The organism is Pseudobythopirellula maris, from assembly GCF_007859945.1.
GTDB lineage: Bacteria > Planctomycetota > Planctomycetia > Pirellulales > Lacipirellulaceae > Pseudobythopirellula > Pseudobythopirellula maris.
The window spans coordinates 457,717-473,755 of sequence record NZ_SJPQ01000003.1 but is presented as its reverse complement, the minus strand read 5'-3'; the positions used below and the strand labels follow the sequence as shown (position 1 = coordinate 473,755).

At 66.8% G+C, this 16,039-nt stretch carries 11 protein-coding genes; 7 read left to right on the top strand and 4 right to left on the bottom strand.

The genetic code is table 11. From position 1 onward, the window contains the following. Positions 1-32: 32 nt before the first annotated feature. The 4 genes from Mal64_RS14695 to Mal64_RS14685 all read right to left on the bottom strand — a co-directional run bounded on the left by Mal64_RS14695 (position 33) and on the right by Mal64_RS14685 (position 2,839). The gene (locus tag Mal64_RS14695) at positions 33-842 is read right to left on the bottom strand and encodes a rhomboid family intramembrane serine protease (protein WP_146401572.1); all 810 of its coding nucleotides are present in this window, start codon (positions 840-842) and stop codon (positions 33-35) included. An 85-nt stretch (positions 843-927) separates the two neighbouring features. Then, positions 928-1,440, bottom strand: a complete 513-nt coding sequence (locus tag Mal64_RS14690) for a 3-hydroxyacyl-ACP dehydratase FabZ family protein (RefSeq protein WP_146401570.1) — start codon at positions 1,438-1,440, stop codon at positions 928-930. A gap of 89 nt (positions 1,441-1,529) precedes the next feature. Continuing rightward, positions 1,530-1,628, bottom strand: a complete 99-nt coding sequence (locus Mal64_RS20465; protein WP_391527854.1) for a 50S ribosomal protein bL37 — start codon at positions 1,626-1,628, stop codon at positions 1,530-1,532. A gap of 254 nt (positions 1,629-1,882) precedes the next feature. Then, positions 1,883-2,839: a hypothetical protein gene (locus Mal64_RS14685; RefSeq protein ID WP_146401568.1), complete on the bottom strand. Its 957-nt coding sequence runs from the start codon at positions 2,837-2,839 to the stop codon at positions 1,883-1,885. 903 nt (positions 2,840-3,742) lie between these two features. On the opposite strand from Mal64_RS14685, the gene Mal64_RS14680 reads away from it, so the two are divergent. The 7 genes from Mal64_RS14680 (at position 3,743) to Mal64_RS14650 (ending at position 16,029) form a co-directional block, all read left to right on the top strand. Next, complete coding sequence (locus Mal64_RS14680; protein ID WP_146401566.1) at positions 3,743-5,905, top strand: BBP7 family outer membrane beta-barrel protein; 2,163 nt, start codon at positions 3,743-3,745, stop codon at positions 5,903-5,905. A 373-nt stretch (positions 5,906-6,278) separates the two neighbouring features. Next, positions 6,279-9,707, top strand: a complete 3,429-nt coding sequence (locus tag Mal64_RS14675) for an aminotransferase class I/II-fold pyridoxal phosphate-dependent enzyme (protein WP_146401564.1) — start codon at positions 6,279-6,281, stop codon at positions 9,705-9,707. A 120-nt stretch (positions 9,708-9,827) separates the two neighbouring features. After that, positions 9,828-10,100: a WXG100 family type VII secretion target gene (locus tag Mal64_RS14670; RefSeq protein ID WP_146401562.1), complete on the top strand. Its 273-nt coding sequence runs from the start codon at positions 9,828-9,830 to the stop codon at positions 10,098-10,100. 160 nt (positions 10,101-10,260) lie between these two features. Further along, a complete protein-coding gene (locus tag Mal64_RS14665; protein WP_146401560.1) occupies positions 10,261-10,800 on the top strand; it encodes a hypothetical protein in 540 nt (179 codons plus the stop codon). Positions 10,801-10,809: 9 nt separating this feature from the next. Further along, complete coding sequence (locus Mal64_RS14660) at positions 10,810-11,034, top strand: hypothetical protein (protein WP_146401558.1); 225 nt, start codon at positions 10,810-10,812, stop codon at positions 11,032-11,034. A gap of 143 nt (positions 11,035-11,177) precedes the next feature. Continuing rightward, positions 11,178-15,188 (top strand): FtsK/SpoIIIE domain-containing protein, encoded by a 4,011-nt coding sequence (locus Mal64_RS14655; RefSeq protein ID WP_146401556.1) that lies wholly within the window; start codon positions 11,178-11,180, stop codon positions 15,186-15,188. A gap of 172 nt (positions 15,189-15,360) precedes the next feature. Further along, positions 15,361-16,029, top strand: a complete 669-nt coding sequence (locus Mal64_RS14650) for a methyltransferase (RefSeq protein ID WP_197525786.1) — start codon at positions 15,361-15,363, stop codon at positions 16,027-16,029. Positions 16,030-16,039 lie beyond the last annotated feature (10 nt).

The following is a 16,039-nucleotide window of genomic DNA, read 5'->3' as shown; positions in this document are numbered from 1 at the left end:
CGTGCCCTCCGTGTGATCCGCGGTTAGAAAAATCAGCGATCCGTCGAGTTAGGACGGAAGAGCTCTTCGCTCTCGGATCGCCAGTCGAGGTCGGGGGGCGAGGCGCCCAGGGCGAGCATTGGCATCAGCACCACGCCCGCCAGGAAGCCGCCGATGTGCGCCCAGAACGCAACGCTCACCTCCACCTCGCCCGGCGCCAAAATACCCTGGATGCCGGCGAACATTTGCAACGCGAACCAGACCCCCAGCACGAGCAAGGCGGGCAGATCGAACAGCAACGGGAAACCGATGAAGATCAGCGTCCGCACCATCGCCTTGGGGAAGCTCACGGCGTAGCCGCCCAGCACCGCCGCCACGGCGCCGCTCGCGCCGATCACGGGGACCGTGCTCTCGGGATTGATAGCCCATTGGGCGACAACCGCCACCACACCGCCGGCAAGGTAGTAGCCAAGGAACACGAGTCTGCCGAGACGGTACTCGACGTTGTCGCCAAAGACCCACAGCATCCACATGTTCGACACGAGGTGCAGCAGCCCGCCGTGCAGGAACATCATCGAGAGGATCGTGGGGTAGACCGCCGAGGGGCTGGTCGACAGCTGGAGTCGCAGCGGGCGCTGCTGGCCTTTCTCGTCTTCGATCGTCTGCTCCACGATCACCGGCTGTGCCTCGCCGACGTGGCTCAACCGCTGCGGCACGAAGCCACGCTCGAGAACCGTTTTCACCGCATCGGCCCGCGGCTGGTTGTACGTCAGCCAGAAGCAGGCGACATTCGCCGCGATCAATAGCAGCGTGACGAGCGGGAACCGCGTGTGCGGGTTGCGGTCGAAGAGAGGGAAAAGCATGAGAAAGCTTTTAGCCGTTGGCTGTTAGCTGCTGGCGAGTAAGACGGCGACATATCATCTTAAGCAGACAGCTAAAGGCGAACAGCTAACCGCTGGCGGCCCGCAGGGCTTCGACCGGGATCGGGATGCCACGCAGCTGGCCCTCGCAAACGAGCGCCTCGCCGACGAAGCATTGGAAGCGGCAGCGGATCATCGCTCCGCGGCGGACCTGGGTCTTCTGGGCGACCACCACAAACCGGTCGCCCGGCCGGACGGCGCCGCGGAAGCGGACCTCGTCGAGGCCGCCAAAGCCGAGCATCTCGCAGCCCAGCAGGTCGTGGGCCATGACGAAGTAGCTGCAGATCTGGGCGGCCGCCTCGCACATCATAACGCCCGGCATCAGCGGCATGCCAGGCATGTGGCCGGGGACCCAAAACTCTTCGTCGGTGAGGTCCTTAAAGCCCGCCACGATTCCCGCTTCGGGGTCGTCGTGGATGATGCCGGTGAGCTGCTCCATCGCTCCGCGCTGCGGGATCAGCTCACGGATCGCCTCGATGCCTACCAACGGCGGGTCGAAGACGAAACCAGAGGGATCGAGGATGAAGTCCTTAGCGGGCACGGCGCACGGGGGCTAGGACCACGCACGCTTCGCGCGGTCGGCGAAAGGAAGGAACAGCACGAACCTACCGAGGGTCCGTCGACCAATTCTTAGGTGCGCACCTTATGACGGCGGCTCTTGCGCGGCCGGCTGCACGCCGGGCGGGCTCCGTGGTTGGCTTTCTTCACTTTGCGACCGGGCTTGGCCATGATTCTGCTGCTTTCGGGTCTGAAGGTCGTGTCTTTACTGGAAACCCCTTCAAAGCACTCGCCGAGTCGTGACTCTGGCGGGTGGGGGGTCTTGTGAGTTATGGGCGGCTCTTGTTGAGCCCCGGATTGTAACACCCCAGCAGCGGGCTAGGAATGCCCAACCGGCCGTATTCTGCCGCTCCGGGACCATGCGGGGGGCGATTCGTGGCGATCTCACCCAGCGGGGGGGCGCACGCCCGCCATCCCTGCCGGAATCATCGTCCGCGGCGTCGCTGTGACTTTGGCCGCAGGTCCCAGGCGTTGAGCCACCATTGCTTGGTCGGCTCCATGCCGAAATCGGTCCGCAGACGCTCGTCCATGTCGTTGAGGTGTCCTGCGCCGTAAAAGACGCCCAGCTTACGCTTTCCGCCCTCGATTTCGCGGCTCAGCACCTTCAGAGCGACGATGTTGCGCTCGGTGATCAGGGTCGATCCGTCCTCGCCATCGAAGGCGGAGAGGAACACGTCCATCTGCGTCATTTGCTTCGCCATGGCGATCTTGAGCTTGCGAGCCCGATCGCGGGCGAACAGGGCGCCAATCAGGTCCGCGTCGAACGATTCGCCCTTGGCGGTCTGCTCCGACTGCATGGCGATCCCCTGGCCTAGCAGGCGGAAATACATTTGCACCAGCCCTTCGCCTCGCTCGTCCATCTTGGCGAACAACTCGTCGGGCGACATGTCGGCGTGGACGAAGTTGGGCTGCGTGTAGTCGACTCGTTCGAGCTGATGCTCGAGCTCGAGCATCGACTTCATGCCTCCCTGGATGGCGCCCAGCGGGTTGCGGGTCGAAGCCTTCTGGTCGCGCGGGATGATCGTTCCCTGCGGGGCAACCAACTCGTACAGCAAGGCGTCGTACTGGCGGAACCGGCGGTCGAGCCGGCGGTAATAGGCCGCGTCGCCCACGTGGACCGCGCCGATGAGGTCGACCGTCACCGGGCGTCGGGCCCCGGGCGGGGTCCCCTCGTAGCGAACGATGGCCACCTGCATGGCGACCGGCTCGCCCGAATCGTTCTGCTGGACCCGGACCCACTCCTTGGTCGAGGGCCCCTTGGTGTCGTCCTGCGGGGCGTTCGAAACCGCCGGCTCGGCAGCCGCAGTTTGGGCTTTGGCCGCGCCCGCAAGCGAGATCATGATCCCCAGCAAGGCGGCAAATCCGCCAAGAATGCGAGTCATTCGCCGTCCCCCTGAGGTGGGGGGTCGCAAGGCGTGCTTCGCTACGAGGGCAATCGCCGCGTCGGCGGCGACGCGTGCGCTGCAGGACTTTCTGGCGAGATGTCGATCGATTCGCAAAGGATTCTCTTTCCGGCCTGGTAGGGGCCTGGGGCGGCGGGAGGGCGGCCCGAACGAGGAAAGCATGCGGCTAAACGCGACTCAAAGCCGCTGGGCTGTCGCATATCTACAGATTAATTCACTTTCTTACGCAGAAATCTCTAGCGTTTTCGCAAATCAGTTGCTTGCTATTGCCTGCGATCCTCGGTAGTATAGCAGCGTCGACTAAATACTGTTCGACGCCCGGCTCCCGCAGGTCTCTGCCCCACCTGTGGGAGCTTTTTTATGCGCTCATGGTAAATATTTGCGGCATTCCACGGCGTTTCTTCTTGCTCGCCCCCTCGGCCTGACGGCTGTCTTAGGGCGCCTCGACGCGGCTCGATCCTGCCACCCTATTGGCTGGTTTTTCTGGCGGACTGCCGCAGTTCCGCCCCCTGCTGGTTGCTGGCCAGACATGCAGGAGCAGCTCGACGCCCCGGCAGATGCATTCTTGCACTTCGTCGCCCCGGGCCAAGCCTGGGATCGCCAGACGCCTCAGAAACCGGTTTCTAGGCTGGCTAGCCCTCTAGGAAGCTGCGGCCGCAGCCTTAGGCCGCCCGCTTTCTCGCCTCAAGGCGGATAACCGGCGCCACCGGCACACGCCAAAAAATCGTCAGGGTTTACCGATCTTACTCAACAGGAGCTTCCGTCAGATCCGATACCACTTGCAACGATCGGTCTCTGGAGTCGCACCGAGGTGCGTCGCCGGGGCCGGAAAAAGCAATACACAACGCGTCCCTCAAAGCGTTCTCTGGATCGAGGAAGCCGATGTCAGCCACCCCCTACCACATCTTACTGGCCCACGTCGTGCGGGCATTTGTCGCATTGGCCGCTGTCGCCACGCCCTCGGCGTGTTTGGCGCAGGCCTACGGCGCCCGCGACGTCGCCTATCACCACGACCTTCGCTGGTTCGAGCCGATCGAGCTCGACCTCGATGGCCAGATGCCCCGCAAAGACGCCGGCTACTTCGCCAGCATCGAGAAGACCTTCTGGGGCACCCTGAGCGATCGAGTCGAGATCGGCGACGAAGGGCTGCTCGTAGATAGCGAGACGATGTACCAACCGGCGACCATCGATCTTGCGATCACGGCCCTTGAGCAGAACTCCTCGCTCGGCCACATCGACTCGCTATCTGAGAATCTCAGTTACAGTGGGCTCAGCTTTGCGGTCATTCAGGCGAACGACCCGAGCGTTCAGTACGACGACATCGAGGTGATGCCGTTTGACACCTCGGGATTCGTGACGGTTGCTCAACTGCAAGCCGAGATCAACACCTTCAATACCAATCCGGCCAACATCGCTGCGGGATTGAGCGTGAAGGTAGACGGGGCGATCCAGCCCTACGCGGTCCGCAACAGCATCCTCGACGCGATGCCAGACGCCGGCTTCTCGTGGGGTGAGCGGTACGAGTTCGGCTTCAGCGATGGCGAGAACGGCTGGATGGTCGGCATCATCGATGGGCCCGAGACCGAGGCCGGCGGCACTTGGGGGGCGGGCGGTGGTCAGCCCCTGCAGGACCCCGACTACATCGGTCCCAATGCCGACACGTTCGCCTTGGGATTCGGCAGCGTCGCGGTCAACTTCCGACTGCCGAACGAAGACTTCCTGAAGGGCTTCCGCGACTACCAAAACAACAACAACGGCGCCGCTGAGGGCACCGTCTACGGCCCCCTGCTGTACGTGGGGAACTACGGCGCCAACTTCGATGACAACGACCCCTTCAACACCGACAACGCCGCCGGCCTGATCACGGCGAACGTTGATCAGGGCCTCCTCGCTCTGGGGAGGTTTGACGAAGCCCAGACCGACCCGCCCAACGCCAACCCCGACGTCGTGCTGCTCGACGCGCTGATCAACGTGATCGTTGGCGACGTCCAGAACGCCCTGACCACGATCAACGGCTTGGAAGACGAAGATCAGGTCGGGTTTGTCCCGACTGTCAACGACGTGCTGGCCGACCTCGCCGCTCTGCAGGCTCAGTTCACAACTTTGCAGAACGATCCCCCACCGGGCGAGATCCCGCCGAATATGCTCGACACGCAGATCGACAACCTGACGGTGTCTCTCACCGCCCTCGACCTGCTGCTCTCGACGATCGTGCTAGAGGAAGAAGGCGACGGCGGCGACGGTGAGAACACGGCGATCGACGCCGACCGGCTCGCCGACGACATCGACGGCGACGGCAACCCGGGCGTGGTGCGGGTGCTGGCCGACATCGACGGCGACGGCGTGATCAACCCGGACGAGGTGATCGCCTTGCTGACCGACTTCGGCGACCTGACCACCTTCAACGTCTTCTTTGACACCGTGACGGCTCGCACCCGCACGAAAATGGACAGTGTCGAACTGGTGAAGACGCTCGACATCGACACCGGGCACAAGATGGAGCGGGGCCGCAACCAGGCGTTGCGTCTCTCCTACGGCGTGCGGTTCATGGACATCGAAGATGAATTCTTCATGCAAGGCGAAGGCAGCATCTTCGGACGCACCACGGTCAACACCGACGTCGAGAACCAAATCCTCGGGCCGCAACTCGGCCTGCGGTGGACGCAGCACGACGGCGCCTGGGACTGGATCCTCGACGCCCGCGGCATGCTCGGCTACAACATCGTCGACTTTGACCAGTACGGCTTGTTCGGCGAAGAGGCCATCCCCGGCGCCTTGAACCGCTCGGCTTCGGCCCGGACCACCGCCTCGGTGCAGGGCAAGACGATGCACGAGTTCTCGCCGATCGGCGAGCTGCGGGCCGAGCTCCGGTACCGCTTGTCGAAGTCGATCTCCGTGAAGGCGGGTTACACGGCTCACTACGTGGGCAACGTCCACCGCGGCGGCAACTCGACCGACTTCGCCGTCCCTTACTTCGGCTTCAAGGAAGACCGCACCGACTTGTTCACCAACGGTCTGAACTTCGGTGTCGAGTTCAAGCACTGAGTCGTCAAAGATTCACGCCCCGCCGCGTGAAGCCGGGCGGCGGCGCCATCATCGAGTACAAGGCGGGACTCCCAACGAGGGATCCCGCCTTTTTTTGTGACCACAGCTTCCCGACGAGAGCGATCCGAGGGCCGGCGCCCTTAGGCCGCTTTTCCACTAGCCCGGCCAACCGGGTAGAATGAGCCGCCTCGTCTCGCGCGGACCCGGTCCTTCCCGGTCGCACAGACGCGGCGGGCCGCAGTCGCATTTAGAGCGTGTTACTCGGAGCCGTAGCGAGCTTTTCGCCATACCGACGCCGCTTGTCGTCGTCACGAACGCTCCCCATCCGTGCGATTCGCACTAACTCTCCCACTCCGTCATCCGCCACGGCCAAGTGAGTCACCACCCGACCGAAACCACGCCGCTCTCTCCGCCTCCCCAGGCCGACGCCGCAGCCGACGACCTCGTGCGGCTGTTGCGCGACCGCGCCGCGCGGCTCGGCGCGCAGCGTGCGTTCACGTTCCTCGTCGACGGCGAGTCGGAGCGGCTGCACATCACATACGCCGAGCTCGACGCCCGGGCGCGGGCGATCGCCGCCCGTTTGCAGTCGCTCGGATTGTCGGGCGAGCGGGCGTTGCTGCTCTACCCCTCGGGGCTGGAGTTCATCGCGGCGTTCTTCGGTTGCTTGTACGCCGGCGTGACGGCGGTCCCGGCGTTCCCGCCGCGCCGCAACCGCAAGCTCGACCGCATCCGGGCGATCTTCGCCGACGCCAAGCCCCGCATCGCGCTGACCACGAAAGAAGTCTACTTGCTCGTCGAGCCGATGATCCAAGACTTCGACGACCTGAGCGACATGCCGTGGTGCTGCACCGGCGATCTGGACGCCTCGGAGGGCGACGATTGGGCGCCCGAGTCGATCGACCCGCAGCGGCTGGCGTTCTTGCAATACACCTCCGGCTCGACCGGCACGCCCAAGGGCGTGATGCTCTCGCACGCCAACCTGCTGCACAACACGGCGGTCATCACCTCCGGCTTCCGCCCGGCGGCGGGGAGCAGCGGCGTGACTTGGCTGCCGTTGCACCACGACATGGGACTGATCGGCGGCGTGGTTCAGCCGATCTACGCCGGCAGGCCGATGACCGTGATGTCGCCCAGCCACTTCTTGCAGAAGCCGCTGCGTTGGTTGCGGGCGCTCTCGGACACCGGCGCCCCGATCAGCGGCGGGCCGAACTTCGCGTACGACCTCTGCGTGGAGCGCGTCACCGAGGAAGAGAAACGCTCGCTCGACCTGCGGCAGTGGGAATTGGCGTTCAACGGCGCCGAGCCGGTCCGCGCCGACACACTCGACCGCTTCGCCCGCGCGTTCGAACGCTGCGGGTTCCGCCGCGAGGCGTTTTACCCTTGCTACGGGCTGGCCGAGGCGACTTTGCTCGTGGCCGGCGGCGACAAGAGTTCGGCGCCCACCTCGCGTGTGTTCGACGCGGCCGAATTGGCGGAAGGCCAAGCGGCCCCGGCCGAAAGCGGCGCTCACGGCGCGACAACGCTCGTTGCGTCTGGCGCCCCGCTGCTCGATGTCGGCGTGACGATCGTCGACCCCGACACGCACGAAGAACTGGCCGAGGGCCTCGTCGGCGAGATCTGGGTGTCGGGCCCGAGCGTCGCTCGCGGCTACTGGGGCCGCGAAGACGCCACGCGCGAGACCTTTTCCGCCTACACGGCCGGCCCCGACGGCAAGCAGGGCCGCGGCCCGCACCTCCGCACCGGCGACCTCGGCTGCTTCGCTCACGGCGAGCTGTACGTCACGGGCCGCCTGAAGGACCTGATCATCGTCCGCGGGGTGAATCATTACCCGCAAGACATCGAGCAGACGGTTGAACGGGCCCACCCCGACCTGCGGGCCGCCAGCGGCGCGGCGTTCGCCGTGGGCGGGGCCGGCGAGGAGCGGCTGGTGATCGTCCACGAGACGGTCCGCCGTCGCGACATCGACCACGACGAGCTGATCGACGCGGTGCGCCGCCAGGTGGCCGAGTTGCACGAGCTCACGCCGCACGCCGTGGTGCTGCTCGGTCCGCACACGATCCCCAAAACCTCGAGCGGCAAGATCCAACGCCACGCCTGCCGGGCGGCTTATCTGGCGGGCGAACTGCAAGTCGTCGCGTCGTGGGACACCGACGGGGGCCGCCAGTCGGCCGGTCGCCGCCGCCGCGGGGCCGACGACTCGTCGCGCGGCACGCTGGTCTTGGAGGCGACCCCCACCAACGACGCGACCGACGCCGCCCAGCCCGACCTCGTGGAGCGTGTGCTCACCGTGGTGCGCGGCGTGGCGAGGGAGCGGGCGCGCGACCTTGCGCTCGACGACGACTTGGCCGGCCTGGGGCTCGACTCGCTCGAGCGGATGGAGATCGTCGCCGCCCTGGAGGACGAGTTCGGCGCCCGCTTCGCCGAGGAGACGGTCCTCGGCATGGCGACCTGCCGCGACATCGTCACCGAGGTGCGCCGCGCGGTCGAAGGCGCCGCCGAGGGGGCGCCCGCCAAGCGGCTCACGCGCGGCGACTACGTTTTCGCCGAGTCGCCCGAGTACCGCCGGCTGCGCGAGACGATCGACGCCGCCGCCCAGGCCGGTGTCGACAACCCGTACTTCACGCCGCACGAGGGGGTGACGGCCGACACCACGATCATCGACGGCCGCGAGTACGTTAACTTCTGCAGCTACAACTACCTCGGCATGTCGGGCGACCCCCGCGTGCAGGCCGCCGCCAAGCGGGCGATCGATCGCTACGGCACGAGCGTGTCGGCCAGCCGGTTGGTGTCGGGCGAGAAGCCGCTGCACCGCGAACTGGAACGAGCGCTCGCCGAGCTCATCGGCGCCGACGACGCCGTAGCCTTCGTCGGCGGCCACGCCACGAACGAGACGGCGATCGGCTGCCTCGTCGGCCCGGGCGACTTGGTGCTGCACGACTCGCTGGCGCACAACAGTTTGGTGCAAGGCGCCCGCCTGTCGGGCGCGCGGAGGCGGGCCTTCCCTCACAACGACCACGCCGCCTGCGAGCGGCTGCTCGAGCGCTACCGCGGAGAGCACCGCCGGGTGCTGATCGCCATCGAGGGCGTTTACAGCATGGACGGCGACCGCAGCGACGTGGCCGCTTTCATTGACATCAAACGCCGCCACCACGCTTACCTGATGGTCGACGAGGCCCACTCGCTCGGCACGGTGGGGGCCGCCGGCCGCGGCATGAGCGGGCTCGACGGCGTCGAGCCCTCAGGCGTCGATCTCTGGATGGGAACGCTCAGCAAGGCGCTCGGCAGCTGCGGCGGCTACATCGCCGCTCCCAAGGAGATCGTGGAGTACCTCAAGTACACGGCGCCCGGCTTCGTGTTCAGCGTCGGCATGCCTCCGGCCGCCGCGGCCGCCGCGCTCGCCTCGCTCGAACTGCTGCGCGAGGAGCCCGAGCGGGTCGAGCGGCTCGCCGAGAACTCCCGGCTGCTGCTGCGGCTCTGCCGCCAGGCGGGGTTCGACACCGGGGCGAGCGACGCCACGCCGATCGTGCCGGTGATCACCGGCGACTCGCTCGCCGCGATGCGGCTGTCGCGGGGGATGTTCGAGCGCGGCGTGAACGTCCAGCCGATCGTCCACCCGGCGGTCGAAGAGTCGGCCGCCCGGCTGCGGTTCTTCGTCACCTCGACGCACAGCGAGGAGCAGATACGGCTCGCCGTTGAGGCGTTGGCCGACGCGCGGCGTGAGCTGCAAAAAACCGTAGGGAAAAGGGGAATCGCCGCCCCGCTCCGCGACGAACCGGGGGGGGACGCCTCCGCCGTGGCTTGAGCCCCGGCGGCCCGCCGCGCCCCTGGGGTGGTAGAATAGACGGGGGCCTCCGCGTCTCGTCATCCCGCTACCCACCATGCCGGTCCCCCACCCGGCGCCGCTACAGAAACGAGTCATCGCATGTCGCAAGCCATCGTCAATCCCACCGAGCTGCGCCGCTTCGCGAACAACCTGCGGCAGTTCAACGCGGATCTCGAAGAGCGGATGAAGTCGCTTTCCTCGCAGCTGCAGAACCTGCACGCCACGTGGCGCGATCAGGAGCACCAGAAGTTCGTCGAGGACTTTGAGCACCAGATCAAGGCGATCGGCCACTTCATCGAGGCGACCAACGAGCACGCCCCGTTCCTGCTCCGCAAGGCGGAGCGGATCGAGGACTACCTCCAGCAACGCTGACGCGTTGAATGACGAATCCCGAAGCACGAATGACGAACCTGTTGGACGCCGAGAAGGCATTCGACATACGTCAGTCGTGCTTCGTCATTCCCGTGCGATTGCCCCAGCGCGGTTGAGACCCCGACAAGAACAAACGCCCCAACTAGTCTGACGCCAACGCATGACTGAATCGGCCAACGTCAAAGCGTTTGAGGCGATCGAGGAATTGCGGATCGAGTTGCTGCGTTTCTCAAAACGGGTCGACGAAGGCCTCACCGAGATCGCGTCGGAGACGCGTCGGGTGATCGACTGGATCGAACACGACCGGCCGATCTATTGGAAGGAGCGGGTGCGGCGTGCGACCGACGCGGTCGGGGAGGCGAAGAACGACCTGCACCGCTGCCTGATGTACCCGATCAACGACGAGCAGCCGAGCTGCACCGAAGAGCGGCAGGCGGTCAAGAAGGCGCAGGCGTATCTGAAATACTGCCAAGACAAGCAGGATCGGCTGCGCGAGTGGGCGCGGTCGCTGCGGCACGAGATGCACGAGTACCAGGGGCGTGTCGCCCACCTCCGCGCCGCGGGCGACGAGAGCGCGCCGGCCGCCGCGGCGTTGCTCGAGCGTGTGGCCGACACGCTCGAAAAGTACGTCGCCCAGGCGAGCGCCGCCGCGCCGCTGATCGAGGCGATCCGCCAACCCACGCCGCCGAAGAAAGATTAGGACCAGCCCATGAAACCGTGCGACCTCGACACCGGCGCCACGCGTATCCGCCACGCCACCGAAGAGCTGCTGCGCGTGTGGGAAGAGGTGTCCGAGTCGTGGGACGACCCGGTGAGCCGGGCGTTTTATGAACAGCGGATCGAAACGATTCTGCCGGATGTGAAGACGGGACTCGACGCGATCGCCCGGATGCGCATGCTGCTGCAAGAGGCGCAGCGTGAAGTCGAGCGGTAAAAGGCTATTAGCTAATAGCCCTTTGCTGTTGGCTCGATGAGGAAGGCTCCGCCGTCTAAAGGCCGCCAACAGCCAGGGGCCAACAGCCAATGGCCTGTTATCATGGAGTGATCGCCCCCGCTCGTCTGTCCCCCATCCGCTTGATGACGCCAAACCAGCCCGCCGATACGCTCTCCACCCGGCGCCAAGCCGAGATGATCCAGCGACTCGTGCGCGCGGCGAAGGAGCGGCACGAGGAGGAGCGGTCGGTCGCCAAGCGATTCGAGGAGGCCGAAACCGAATCCGAGAACCGCCGCCGTCGCGACCTGCGAGAGGCCGACAAGAAACTGGAGCGGGCCAAGGCCGCCGAAGCGGCCGAGTACAAGGCGGCGACCGAGCGAAGGGTGGCGGCCTACCTGGCCCGCCGCGAGTCGGCGCAGCAGAGCTACCAATCGATCCGCACGACCGCCGAGTCGGAAGCCGCCGGCGTTCGCGACAGCGCGGCCCAGGAGAAGAACGAGGCCGCCTGGGAGATCCTCACGCTGTTTGACTTGCAGCGTCTGTTGCCGGCAGAGCGGCTCGCCGAGGCCAAGGACCAGATCGCCGAACGACGCGACGACCTGCTGGCCATCGGCCGCGACGCCGTGGAGATCGTTCGCATGCGCCGCCAGGGCGAGGCCGAGCTCGACCTGTCGGGGGGCCGGCCCGTACAGGTGTCGGAGGCGGACATCGATTTCGACGCCGCGTTGGCCGAACTCGACCAGCGGGTCGAGGCCGCCCGCGCCGCCGGCCAGCAGCTCTACGACCAGCGGCTGGCCAGGCTGTTCGAGGGCGAGGCGCCGGCGGTCATCGCCGGTTCGATTTTGCTGGCGGCGATCGTCGCCGGCGGCGCGGTGATGGGCTGGACGAACTGGGTCGGCTACACGGGGGGCGTGTTGCTGGCCGCGGCCCTGAACGGCGCATTGTGGGCTTACTTCAAGCCGAAGGCCAAGCGGCAGTCGCACGAGGGCCTCGCGGGCGTCCAGCGATTGCTGCTCGAGGCGGACGCCGCGCTCCGCGCCGCGACCGCCGTCGCCGGCTTCCGCGCCAAGGCCGAGGGCCGCGAGCTGATCGACCGCCGCAACCGCGACCTGCAAGAGGTCGGCCTGAGGCTCGAGCAGTTGGTGGGCGAGGCGGCCGCCAAGGCCTCCGACCAGCTCAACGAGGCCGGCAAGCTCTTCCCCGCCATGCTCAGCCAGATGCGCAAGGCTTACGACACCGAACTCGCGCAGGCCGAGCGGGAGCACAACGAGCGGCTGGCCGATCTCACCCGCCAACGCGACGAGTTTCTCAAGCAACTCGAACGCGATCACGAGCTGCGCACGGTCAAGATCCAAGAGGACCACGAGGCGGCTTGGCAAGGGATGTTCGAGCGTTGGCTCACCCGCTTCGACGATGTGCGGGCCGAGCTGCGCGACATGCGCGCCGAAGCGCAGCGGCTGTTCCCCGATTTCGCGGAGACCGCTTACGCCGAATGGCCCAAGCCGACCCAGACCGCCCCGGCGATCCGCTTCGGGCGGATGGCGATCGACCTGGAGAATATCGAGCACGGCGCCCCCGAAGACGAGCGTCTCGCGCCGCCCGAGACGCGACTCGAGGCGCCGGCGCTGATGACGCTGAGCGAGGACCCCACGCTGCTGGTCTCGACCGGCGCGACGACCCGCGCCGAGGGGCTCGACCTGATGCGTGGCGTGATGCTGCGGTTCTTCACCGCCATGCCGCCGGGCCGCGTGCGGTTCACGATCATCGACCCGCTGGGGCTGGGCGACAGCTTCCAGTCTTACATGCACCTGGCCGACCACGACGAGCTGCTCATCAACGGCCGCATCTGGAGCGAGCCGCGCGACATCGACGACCAGCTCGTGCGGCTCACCAACCACATGGAGACCGTGCTGCAGAAGTACCTGCGGAGCGAGTACGAGACCATCCACGAGTACAACGCCCAGGCGGGCGAGGTGGCCGAGCCTTTCCAGGTGCTCGTGATCGCCGGCTTCCCAACGAACTTCAGCGAGTCGGCCGCCCGGCGGCTGGAGAGCATCATCACCGGCGGGCCGCGGTGCGGCGTCTACACGCTGCTGGGAATCGACAACCAGAAACGGCTGCCCAACGAGTTCCGGCTCGACGAGGTCAAGTCGCAGGCCGTGTGGATCGAAGAGAACCCGCGCACCAAGCGACTCGAGTGGCGCCGCCCCGAGTTCCAGCGCTTGCCGATCCGGTTCGAGTCGCCGCCCCCTCCCGAGCAAATGATCGAGGTCCTCAAGGCGGCCGGCCAAGCGGCCAAGGAGGCGGTGAAAGTCGAGGTGCCGTTCTCGGTGGTCGCTCCGCCGGCCGACGAGATGTGGTCGCGCGAGTGCTCGGTTGAGCTGCGTGTACCGGTCGGACGCGCCGGCGCCAAGAGCCTGCAAGACGTGCGCTTGGGCAAGGGAACGTCGCAGCACTTGCTCGTGGCGGGCAAAACGGGCTCCGGCAAATCGACCTTCCTCCACGCGCTCGTCACGAGCGCCGCCATGCATTTTGGGCCCGACGAGGTCGAGTTCTATCTGGTCGACTTCAAGAAGGGCGTCGAGTTCAAGTCGTACGCCACCCACCGCCTGCCCCACGCCCGCGTGATCGCCATCGAGAGCGAGCGGGAGTTCGGCATCAGCGTGCTCGAGCGGCTCGACGACGAGCTCAAGCAGCGCGGCGAGAAGTTCCGCGCGGCCGGCGTGCAGAACCTGGCCGACTACCGCGAGAAGCGGCCCGAGGACCACGCGCCCCGCGTGCTCCTGATCATCGACGAGTTTCAGGAGCTCTTTGTCGAGGAGGACAAACTCAGCCAAGACGCGGCGCTGCTGCTCGACCGGCTGGTGCGGCAGGGGCGGGCGTTCGGCGTGCACGTGCTGCTGGGCACGCAGACACTCGCCGGCGCCTACTCGATCGCCCGCAGCACGCTAGGCCAGATGGCGGTGCGGGTCGCCCTGGAGTGCAGCGAGAGCGACGCCCACCTGATCCTGTCCGACGAACGCAACACGGCCGCCCGGTTCCTCACCCGCCCGGGCGAGGCGATCTACAACGCCCAGAACGGCCAGCCGACGGCCAACGAGCCGTTCCAGGTCGTCTGGCTCTCGGACAAAGAACGCTCGAAGCGGCTCGACACGATCGACGAGTTGCGTCATCAGCGCGAGTTGCCGCGGCCCGACACGATCGTGTTCGAGGGCAACGCCCCGGCCGACCTGGCCGAGAACACGCAGCTCTTCGGCCTGGCCAGTGGAGAAACACCGCTAGAGCCCGGACGCCCGCCGCTGGCTTGGCTCGGCGATGCGGTGTCGATCAAGCCGCCCACGGCTGTGGCCTTTGGCCGCTATCCCGGCGCCAATCTGCTGGTCGTCGGCCCCCAACCGCTCGAGGCGATAGGCATGTTGGCCAGCGCCGCAGTTTCGCTCGCCGCCACGGCGTCGGCTGCGAACCGCAGCGGCGGCGACGGCGGCGTACGATTCGTCGTGCTCGACGGCACCCGTCACGAGGAAGAGGGCGAGGGCGTGTGGGGCCGTGTGGCCGAGTCGCTCGACGGCTTCTCCGCCGGCGTGACCTGCCGCTTGGCCGAGGGCCGCGCGGCGACCGACGCCGTGGCGGAGGTCTACAACGAGGTCGTGCGGCGCGAAGCGGCCGAGGCGAACGAGGCGCCGGCGTCCGGCGCCGACGACGCCCCGCCGCTCTACGACGGTCCGATTTACCTGGTGATCCACAACGCGGGCAGGTTCCGCGACTTGCGGCGCATGGAGGACGACTTCTCGTTCTCGTCCAACAAGGACGAGCCCCCGGCGCCCGACAAGCAACTCGCGGCGATCTTGCGCGACGGCCCGGCGGTGGGGATCCACACGCTGGTGTGGTGCGACAGCTACAACTCGGTCACCCGGATGTTCGACCGCGCGGCGCTCCGCGAGTTCGCCATGCGCGTGGCGATGCAGCTCTCGTCGGCCGACTCGAGCCACCTGATCGACACCCCGGCCGCCAGCACGCTGAAGTCCCACCGGGCGATCTTCTACAACGACGAGACCGGCCAGAGCGAGAAGTTCCGGCCGTACGCCCCGCCCGAGGCCGAACTGCTCTCGCGGCTCGCCAAGGGGTGCAAGGGCGCCGTCGACGCGGCTTCTTGATCGCTGCGGCTACACCAATGAGTAAACCGCTCTAGATCGCACCACGGATCACACGGATGGGCGCGGATTGGTCGCCACGAGAAAGTGCGAAGAGACACGGAAGAAATTCTTGAGCCAACTTTTTTAGCCGTTCGGCCGAGCATCCCGCCGCCGACTCGCTGGAAAGATGAGCATGGCGCCAGAGAACGAACCGCCGCCCGGCTTGATGGCGGGCCAAGCGTTGCACTTCGCGGCGTTGGCTGCGCTGCTTGCGCTGACGGCCGCGGGGTGGGGGTGGCTGGGCCGGCCGGCGCCCGTAGCGTTTGGAACGGCTGTCGCCATGCCGATCGCTCACCAACTGTTCGTCTGGCTCGCGTGGCGAACGGAACTCGGCTCGAAGGCCGTCAGCCGCACGATCGGCTTCGGCGGGTACATGGCCTTGTTCTTTCTGCTGTTCGGCGGGCGGTTCGTCACGCTGCTCTGGCTCGCCTGGATCGACCGCGGCAGCCTGGGCTTGCCGTCGGCCCTGGCGGCAACGGCCGGCGTGCTGCTCGCGATGCCCGGCGTGTACACGATGCACAGCGTGGCCCGTTACTTCGGCTTCGCCCGCGCGGCGGGCGCCGACCACTTCGACGAGCGCTACCGCACCATGCCGCTCGTCCGCCGGGGCGTGTTCCGTTACACGAGCAACGGCATGTACGCCGTGGCGTTTCTGCTGTTCTGGGCGATCGCCCTCGGCTTCAACTCTTCGGCGGCGCTCGTCGTCGCGGCCTTCAGCCACGCGTACATATGGGTCCACTACTACGCCACGGAGCGGCCCGACATGGCGTGGCTGTATGGCAGGCCGGGCCACGAAGGGTAGGGGGCTTCGA